Origin of the sequence: Nostoc sp. DedQUE09 (assembly GCF_034530915.1) — a bacterium.
Classification (GTDB): Bacteria; Cyanobacteriota; Cyanobacteriia; order Cyanobacteriales; family Nostocaceae; genus Nostoc.
This window is the reverse complement of sequence record NZ_JAVRCE010000002.1, coordinates 58,781-67,389: the sequence shown is the minus strand read 5'-3', so window position 1 is coordinate 67,389 and position 8,609 is coordinate 58,781. Positions and strand designations below refer to the sequence as shown.

2 protein-coding genes and 1 pseudogene are annotated in these 8,609 nt (G+C 43.1%); all 3 read right to left on the bottom strand.

Annotated features, from left to right (window positions below; translation table 11 throughout):
• Positions 1–539, bottom strand: a 539-nt coding sequence (locus tag RMY27_RS01630) for a VCBS repeat-containing protein (RefSeq protein WP_322659878.1), incomplete at its 3' end; no start/stop codon positions are given.
• A 457-nt stretch (positions 540–996) separates the two neighbouring features.
• The gene (locus RMY27_RS01625) at positions 997–5,289 is read right to left on the bottom strand and encodes an amino acid adenylation domain-containing protein (protein ID WP_322659876.1); all 4,293 of its coding nucleotides are present in this window, start codon (positions 5,287–5,289) and stop codon (positions 997–999) included.
• Positions 5,289–8,552: pseudogene (locus RMY27_RS01620) on the bottom strand (non-ribosomal peptide synthetase); the annotation flags it as partial. The pseudogene RMY27_RS01620 and the gene RMY27_RS01625, both read right to left, overlap by 1 nt.
• Positions 8,553–8,609 lie beyond the last annotated feature (57 nt).

The window sequence follows — 8,609 nt, the reverse complement described above, 5'->3', positions numbered from 1 at the left end:
AAATCCAGTTTCCCGTCACCGTCAAAATCTTCCACAGCAACGGCATTAGGATTTGTCCCGACTGCAAAACTGGTGGGTGTACCAAAGCCGCCACTGCCATCGTTCAACAGCACCGATACATTGTTGTCAGTGGAGTTAGCAACAACCAAATCCAGTTTCCCGTCACCGTCAAAATCTTCCACAGCAACGGCATTAGGATTTGCTCCGACTGCAAAATTGGTGGGTGTGCCAAAGCTGCCACTGCCATCGTTCAGCAGCACCGAGACATTGTTGTCAGTGGAGTTCGTTACCACAAAGTCTAGTTTGCTGTCACCGTCAAAATCTGCTACAGCAACGAAACGAGGGCCTACACCGACTGTGTAGTTAGTGGGAGCGCCAAAGCCGCCACTGCCATCGTTCAACAGCACTGAGACATTGTTGTCATCAGAGTTAGCAATTACCAAGTCTTTTTTACCGTCACCGTCAATATCTGCCGTAGTAACGGAATTGGGATTTGTCCCAGATGGGAAGTTAGTCGCATTTACAAATGATATGCTCATAATTGCTTTTATTAATAGTGTTTTAGCTTCCTTACTCCTATTTCTGCTAGTAAAGCTAATATTCTTTGTTAGCAAAGTAGGAATGTCCAGCTTATTGTGTTAATCATGGCAGTGACATCAGTAAATACACTAAGCAGGATCGAGTTTATGACTCATGCAAAGGCTTTATTGGCGATCGCATTTACACATCACATCCATACAACCCATTTGGGATCTTTTCTAGACATATAAAGGTTGCCAGAAGGCTGTTTTAAACAACCTAGTAACCAGGGGGTGGTAAATCATAGAGCAATTGATGCAAAAGTATGAAATCCGGCTTTGCACAAGACTTATAGACAGAAAAATAGAACCCAAATGGGATCTATAGTTGAAGTTATTACCCACGCATAAAACAACCCCATCCAGAAGCGAGATGAGGTTGTAAAGCTATAACTATTTCTGCAAAGTAAATAAATTTTCAGACAATAGCTCGATCTATACAAGCCCTCATCTTTTCAGATAGAGTTCGGACATGGGGTTCTCTAAAAATAGAGTCGTGGTTTCCTGGGACATTTTGAATATCCAAACCTCCTAAGACCATTTCACTCCAACCCATTTGGGGGTCAACCTCTCGTTTTTCCAATGCAAAGCGTTCTTCTGCTCGGAATACAGTGACTCGACCTGGATAAGCTTTTAGAACGTATTCTCTGGCTGCCTGTTTATTGGCTTCTTCGATTGTTAATTTCCGGTAGTTATAAGGTACAGTCTGCCAAATTCTTAAGGAAAATTTAAAGATAAATTTTCGTAACTTTTCTTGAAGTTTATACTTCAGCCAAGAGCTTTTGTTCTTGATTTGCTCAAGCACGTAATTAGTCCCAAGTTTTGTCAGGTTGTCCCAATGCTGAGAAACTCGCTTTTCTAATGGTGCTTGTTTAATATAATTTGGGCCAGTGGTATCAAATAAAGCTAAGAGAGCTACTTTTTGACCTTGCCTTACTAGTTGTTGAGCCATCTCCCAAGCTACTAGCCCACCAAAGGAGGAACCACCCAAAAAATAAGGGCCTTCAGGTTGAATAGTTTGTATCTCTTTGATGTAATGAGCCGCCATTTCTGTAAGCTTGGTAAAGGGAGCTTCTTTCCCATTTAATCCTCGTGCTTGTAGCGCATAAAATGGCTGATTTTCACCTAAATAAAGTGATAAATCTCGGTAGTAGAGGACACTTAAACCAATTGCATGGATACAAAAAAGAGGTGGCTTAGAACCGTTGGGCTGCATTGGTACTAGTGATGACCAAGGCATCAGTTTTTCTGAGTTGATACTAGTATTACTCTCAACCTGATTATGGCTTTCTGGCAAAAGCCCTTGCTGGCGAATAAAATTAGTTAACTGCTCAATAGTTGAAGATTGCAAGATAATAGCTAGGGGCAGATTTAGACCAAATGTCTTTTCAATCTGAGAAAACAGGTGTACTGCAAGTAGTGAGTTTCCACCCAAATCAAAAAAGTTGTCTTTTATGCCAATGGGATGAATACCTAAAAGATTTTCCCAGATTTTAGTTAACTGAAGTTGTAATGGATCTTCTGCTGTGGCAAATATTTTTTCTATTTTAGAATTACTTGGATTTAGCTCAGATAAGGCTTGGCGATCGACTTCGCCATTAGCATTTAATGGCAAATAATCGACTATGAAAAAGGCAGAAGGCAACAAATGTTCAGGTAACTTTTGCTGGAGAAAACTCAGCAGTTGCTCACTTCCAAAAGTTTCTCCATGTTTGGGAACAACATAAGCAACTAAACTTTTATCGCCAAGAACATCTTCTTTGGCAATCACCACAGTTTTTTGTACGCCTGGATATTGACCCAAAATTGTTTCAATTTCAGCCAACTCAATGCGAAAGCCGCGAATTTTTACCTGATTGTCTAAGCGGCCCACAAATTCAATGTTGCCGTCACTTAAGTAGCCTCCTAAATCACCAGTTCTGTAAAGGTATGCTCCAGATTCGCTGCTAAAGGGATTGGAGATAAATTTCTCAGATGTTAATTCGGGACGTTTAAAGTAGCCTTGGGTAACACCGATACTGCTGATGTAGATTTCACCAGTTACGCCAATAGGGAGGAGTTGCGATCGCCCATCGAGGATGTAGATTTGAGTGTTGGCGATCGCTTTTCCTATAGGAATTTCTGACCGAGTGTTACTGGCTTCGGTGGTAGTTTCCGGATCGTAAACCGTGGCTGTTAAAGTTGTTTCTAGCGCTCCATAAGCATTCAGCCAGCGTACTTGCTTGCCAACTTTTTCTACCCAAGTTAGATAAGCATGGCGTGAGACTTTTTCACCACCAACCATAACTAAGCGCAAGCTGGCTGGCAAAGTTTGGGGAAATACAGATGGCTCTTTAATTAACTCATACCAAAAAGCAGTAGGTAAATTGACAACGCTAATCTGTTGTTGAGCAATAAATGGGAAAAACTGCGTCGTAGAGTTTTGTAGCTTTTGAGACTGGATAATTGCGGTAGCACCAGCAATCCAACAGGGGAACAGTGATTCAATGAAAGTATCGTAGCTGATACTAGGTATGAGTAGTAGGCGATCGCTCTGAGTCAACTCCCAAGTTTCGCTAATTGCCAAGCTGTGGGTGACAAGATTATGGTGGGTAATAGCTATACCGTTGGGTTTTCCATTGCAGCCGGACACATACATTACGCAGGCGAGAGTCCGATCTGTGCCATAACTTTCTGGATTTTCAGTCACGTGTACGGCAATAACTTCCCAATCACTATCCAAACAGATAGCTTGTGCCTGATGCTCAGAGAACTTCTCAACTAATGAGCTTTGGGTTAACACCAAAGATATTTGGGCATCTTCTAAAATAACAGCCAGACCATCTTGCCCAGATGTCGGAGCGATTGGTACGCAAGTTCCACCGACTTTCAAAATACCCAACAGCCCCACAATCATCTCCAGGGAAGGCTCTAGATAAAGACCGATGAGTACCCCCGATTCTACCCCTAAAGTTTGCAAATAGTAGGCTAGTTGATTTGCACGGTGGTTGAGTTCCTGATAGGTTAGTTGCTGATTTTCAAAACTGACTGCAATATTATTTGGAGTTCCTTTTGCTTTATTTTCAAACCACTGATGGATACAAGTATGCTGGGGATAATCAACTTGTTTGCTATTCCACTCAACTAACAATTGATGTTGTTCGGGTGCTGTCAACAGGGGTAATTCAGCAATCGGGCGATCGGGGTTAGCAATAATACCTTCGAGTAAAGTTTTGAAGTGTCCCAACATCCGCTTTATGGTACTGGCATCAAACATCTCGGCATTGTAATCAAATACCATGCCTAGACCATTATCCTGTTCCCGCAAGACCAACGTCAGATCGTATTTGGTTTTGCCATGATAGATGTAGCCAAATAAAGAAGTGATAGTCAAATCAGGTAGTTGCACTGATGCCATGCCACGACCATTCGACCAAGGAGGATTGAGGGAAAATTTTACCTGGAACAGGGGTGAACTATTGCGACTTCGCTGTTCTGGTTTAAGTTCTTCAATTAGCTTTTCAAAGGGTAGGTCTTGATGGGTATAAGCTTCTAAACAATCCTTACGCACTCGCTCTAATAATTCTCGGAAAGTTGGATTTCCTGCAAAGTTACTCCGCAGTACAAGAGTATTAGAAAAAAATCCAATCAGCCCCTCGGTTTCAACTTGTCCTCGACCTGCACTTGCAAAGCTAATTAGTAGGTCTTCTTGTCCAGAATAACGGTAGAGCAATAGCTCGAATGCTGCCAATAGAGTCATGAACAGGGTGACACCCCATTTTTGACTCAGGTCTGTCAGGGCATGGTTCAGCGCCTTTGATAGCAGCAGGGCCGCGCGATCGCCTTGATAGGTTTGCACTCCTTGAGGACGGGGGCGATCGTAAGGTAACTCAATGATCGGTAAATTGCCTTCTAGCTTTTGCTTCCAGTAGTTTACTTGTGACTCTAAAACCTCTCCCTGGAGCCATTGATATTGCCAATTGGTAAAATCAGCATACTGCACTGGTAAGGGAGTTAAAGGAGAAGCTTTTCCCGCCGACAATGCTTTATAGATATTAGTGAGGTCTTGATAGAACAGATCGGATGAAGCACCATCACAAACTATACAGTGCATATTCCAAATTAGCAGATGTTCGCGATCGCTCAATCGCAGCAGTAACACCCGCAAAATTGGCCCATTGGCTAAATCGAAGGGTTGATGAGCTTCTTTAGTTGCCAGTAGGTGAGCTTCTGCCTCTCGTTGTTCATCTGGTACTTGCCGCAAGTCAATTATTGGCAATGTCAAAGAAACATCGGTGGCGATGACTTGAGTGGGCTTTCCATTCACTGCTGGAAAAGTTGTCCGCAAAACTTCATGGCGACGGACGACTTCTCTTAAACTTTCTTCTAAGACAGCAACATTCAGATTCCCCGTAAAACGCACCACAACTGGCATATTATTTGAGGAACTATCAGGTTCAAACTGATGGAGGAACCATATCCGTTGCTGGCCAAAGGAAAGCGGCAAGTTGCCATTCCGTTCACAAGCGACAATTGGGGGAATCTGTGAACTGGCGGCTGTGTTAATTTGTCGGAGGAAGTTGATGATTTCGGCTTTTTGAGTTTTTAACTCGGTCAGCAATTCTGGTGTGAGACTATCTTTTGCGGCCCGATAGCGTAAGCGTTCGCCCTCTAACCAAAGTTTGACATCGCGCTGACGTAGCTCAGATAGTAGTTCATCTAATGTTTTCATAGCTCGCCTTCCTCGTAATCATCAGCTGTTTCACTCTCAGCAGCCTGAACGCCTTGGGCTGCCCACCGCAGAGTTTCCACTCGTTCAGCCAAATCTGCTACCGTTGGTAATTCAAATAAATTGGACATCAAAATTTCTGCTTGCAACGCTTGGCGCATTCGAGAAACTACTTGAATTCCTAGTAGAGAATATCCACCCAATTCAAAAAAGTTGTCGTTAATTCCAACCTGCTTGACATTAAGAACCTGCGCCCAGATATCTGCAATCTGCTGTTCAATGGGAGTGCGAGGCGCTACATAATTTGCCTCCAGTTCCGGGCGGGAAGCATCAGGCTTTGGCAATGCCTTGCGATCGACTTTGCCATTGGGGGTTAACGGCATCGCTTCTAGTGCCATAAAGATTGTTGGCACCATAAAGTCAGGAAGTTGTTGTTTCAAGAATCGACGCAATTGTGAAATCACTTCCAAGCTATCTTGAGCAGTTTCGGCAACAATATAACCGACTAAACTAGTCTCATTAGGAATGTCTTCTCTAACAATTACAACAGCTTCTTTTACGCCTGGATGTTGCAGGAGCGCGGTTTCAATTTCACCCAATTCTATGCGGAAACCACGCAATTTTACCTGATAGTCGATACGACCCAAGTATTCAATATGTCCATCTGGTAAATAGCGAGCTAAATCCCCAGTTTTGTATAAGCGCGATTCAGGGTTTGGGCTGAAGGGATTAGAAATAAATCTTTCAACAGTCAGTTCGGGACGATTTAGATATCCCCTTGCTAGTCCTTCACCACCAACATACAACTCACCTGATATACCAATGGGAGCGGGTTGTAAATGGGAGTCTAAGATGTAAATTTGCGTATTAGCTAGAGGGCGACCAATGCCTATTGCTTTATTTGCCGTTGTCACCTTGTAGCCTGTTGACCAAATCGTTGTTTCTGTTGGCCCGTAAAGGTTCCACAGACAAGCTCCCTTCGGTAATAATTGATTGGCGAGGTCTTTAGGCAAGGCTTCACCTGTGGAAATCATCTTGAGTTGAGGACTACCTTGCCATCCGGCTGCCAGTAGTAGCCGCCAAGTAACTGGTGTCGGTTGCATAAAGGTTGCCCCGGAGGTGGTTAGGGCTTTTAATAGTTGAGTACCATCAGCCGCAACTTCACGGCTTACCAACACCAACTTCGCACCTACAGATAGGGGCAGAAAAATTTCTGAAACGGCAATATCAAAGGATAGGCTAGTAACAGAGAGGAGAGTATCTTCAGCAGTTAAACCGGGTTCTTTAGCGATCGCCTGAAGGAGATTAACAGCACTCTGATGTTGAATTTGAACGCCTTTCGGTTGACCTGTCGAGCCAGATGTATAGATGACGTAGGCTAAGTTATTGGAAGTGACGTTATGTGTTGGGTTATCTAACCCGTAATCTATGGATTGCCAGTTGCTATCAAGGCAAACAATCTTTGCTTGATGATTGGGTAGCCCCGACTTTAGCTTCTCTTGCGTTAGTAGCACTGACACCTGAGCATCTTGCAGCATGAAAGCTAAACGTTCTTGAGGATAAGCATAATCTAATGGTACGTAGGCTCCTCCGGCTTTGAGAATGCCTAAAACTCCTACAACCATTTCCAAGCTGCGCTCGACACACAGACCAACCAGAACTTCTGATCCGACTCCTAAGCTTTGGAGGTAATGCGCTAGCTGATTGGCTCGCTGATTCAGTTCGCGGTAGCTAATTTGTTGATCTTCAAAAACTACAGCGATCGCATCTGGAGTCTTTTCCACTTGAGTTTCAAACAGCTGGTGAATGCAGATATTTTGGGGATAAGCTGTTTGAGTATTGTTCCATGTTGCTAATAACTGTTGCTCGACTGCTGGCAAAATTGGCAATTTAGCAATAATTTGATTAGGGTTAGCAACTATACCAAATAACAAAGTTTCAAACTCTGCCATCCGGCGGCGGATAGTATCAGCGTCAAATAAATTAGTGTTGTACTGACATTCCAGAATAAGTTCACCATGCGATTCCGTAGCATTGATAAACAGTTCAAAATTCTCGAAGGCGCGGGGATTGGAGAAAAATTCTACTTCTAAATTGATAAAGGGAAGTCGATCGCTGTCTAAGGCTTGATCGACATTAAATATAATTGGTACTAAGGGAATACGGCTGGAATCCCGTGGCAATACTAATTTTTTGACCAGACTGCCAAAGGTAAATTGTTGATGGTCATAAGCATCTAAGACAGCCGAACGCCGCGTTTGCAAGTAGTCGCTGAAAGATTTTTCGCCATTAATCTGACTACGCAATGGTAGTAAATTAACACAGTGACCTACGAGATTATATTGACCTAAAGCAGCTTGTCCGGCGGCTGGAATACCTACAACTAAATCGTTTTGTCCTGTCAGACGGTGCAGCCAGACCTCGAATCCTCCCAGGATTGTAGTCATAAAGCTACAACCGAGTTTTGTTCCTAGTTGTTTCAGGTTGGTAACTAATTCGGGATTTAAATGCCAATCTTCGCGGGCGGCATTAAAGGTTCTAAGTGGGGGACGGGGGTGATCGCTAGGGAAATCCAGTACAGGTACAGAGTCAGCAAATTGTTGTAACCAGTATTGTTCTGTGGCGATCGCTTCTGGGCTATCCGCCTCTTCTTCCTGCAAAATCGCATATTCACTTAAGTAGTCTGGTTCTTCTAATTCAGGAACAATACCCTGTTGCAAGCCAGAATAAAATTTACCCAAATCTGGCATCAGTACTGCCCAAGACCAACCATCACATATAATATGATGAGCTGTCAAAATAGCTAGATGCTCCTGCGGCTGCAATTTGACAATTTTTGCCCGAAATAGAGGGCCATGTTCCAAATCAAAAGGTTGCTCTACCTCTTGTCGCAAGATACTAGCTAATTTTTCCTGTTTTTGCTGTGGTTCTAAGTTAGACAGTTCAATAATCGGAATTTCAATTTGCCGAGAAGCAACAATGCAGAGTGTATTGCCATCGGTACTAAAAGTTGTCCGTAGTGCTTCATGACGTTGTACTAACTTTTCCACCGCAGATTGGAAAAGTTTGACATCTAGTTCGCCTTTTAGTCGCAGAGATTGAGACTCATTATAAGCACAATTAGCAGCATCGCCCATTTGCACAGAAGCCCAAATTTCTTTTTGTGATTCTGTAGCGGGGGCGGTTAGAAGTAATTCTCCATCTGCAAATGGATCAAAATCAACCGCAGTTAATGTCGATTGGTAATCTACAGGTGATAAGGTCATAAAACTCTATTATTTTCTCAGTTTATTGAATGTGGATAAATCTCAATCTTTTTTAAA

What these genes read in the sequence shown, in the direction of transcription:
- RMY27_RS01625 (WP_322659876.1), bottom strand. Translation starts at nt 5,289, where the DNA reads ATGAAAACATTAGATGAACTACTATCTGAGCTACGTCAGCGCGATGTC.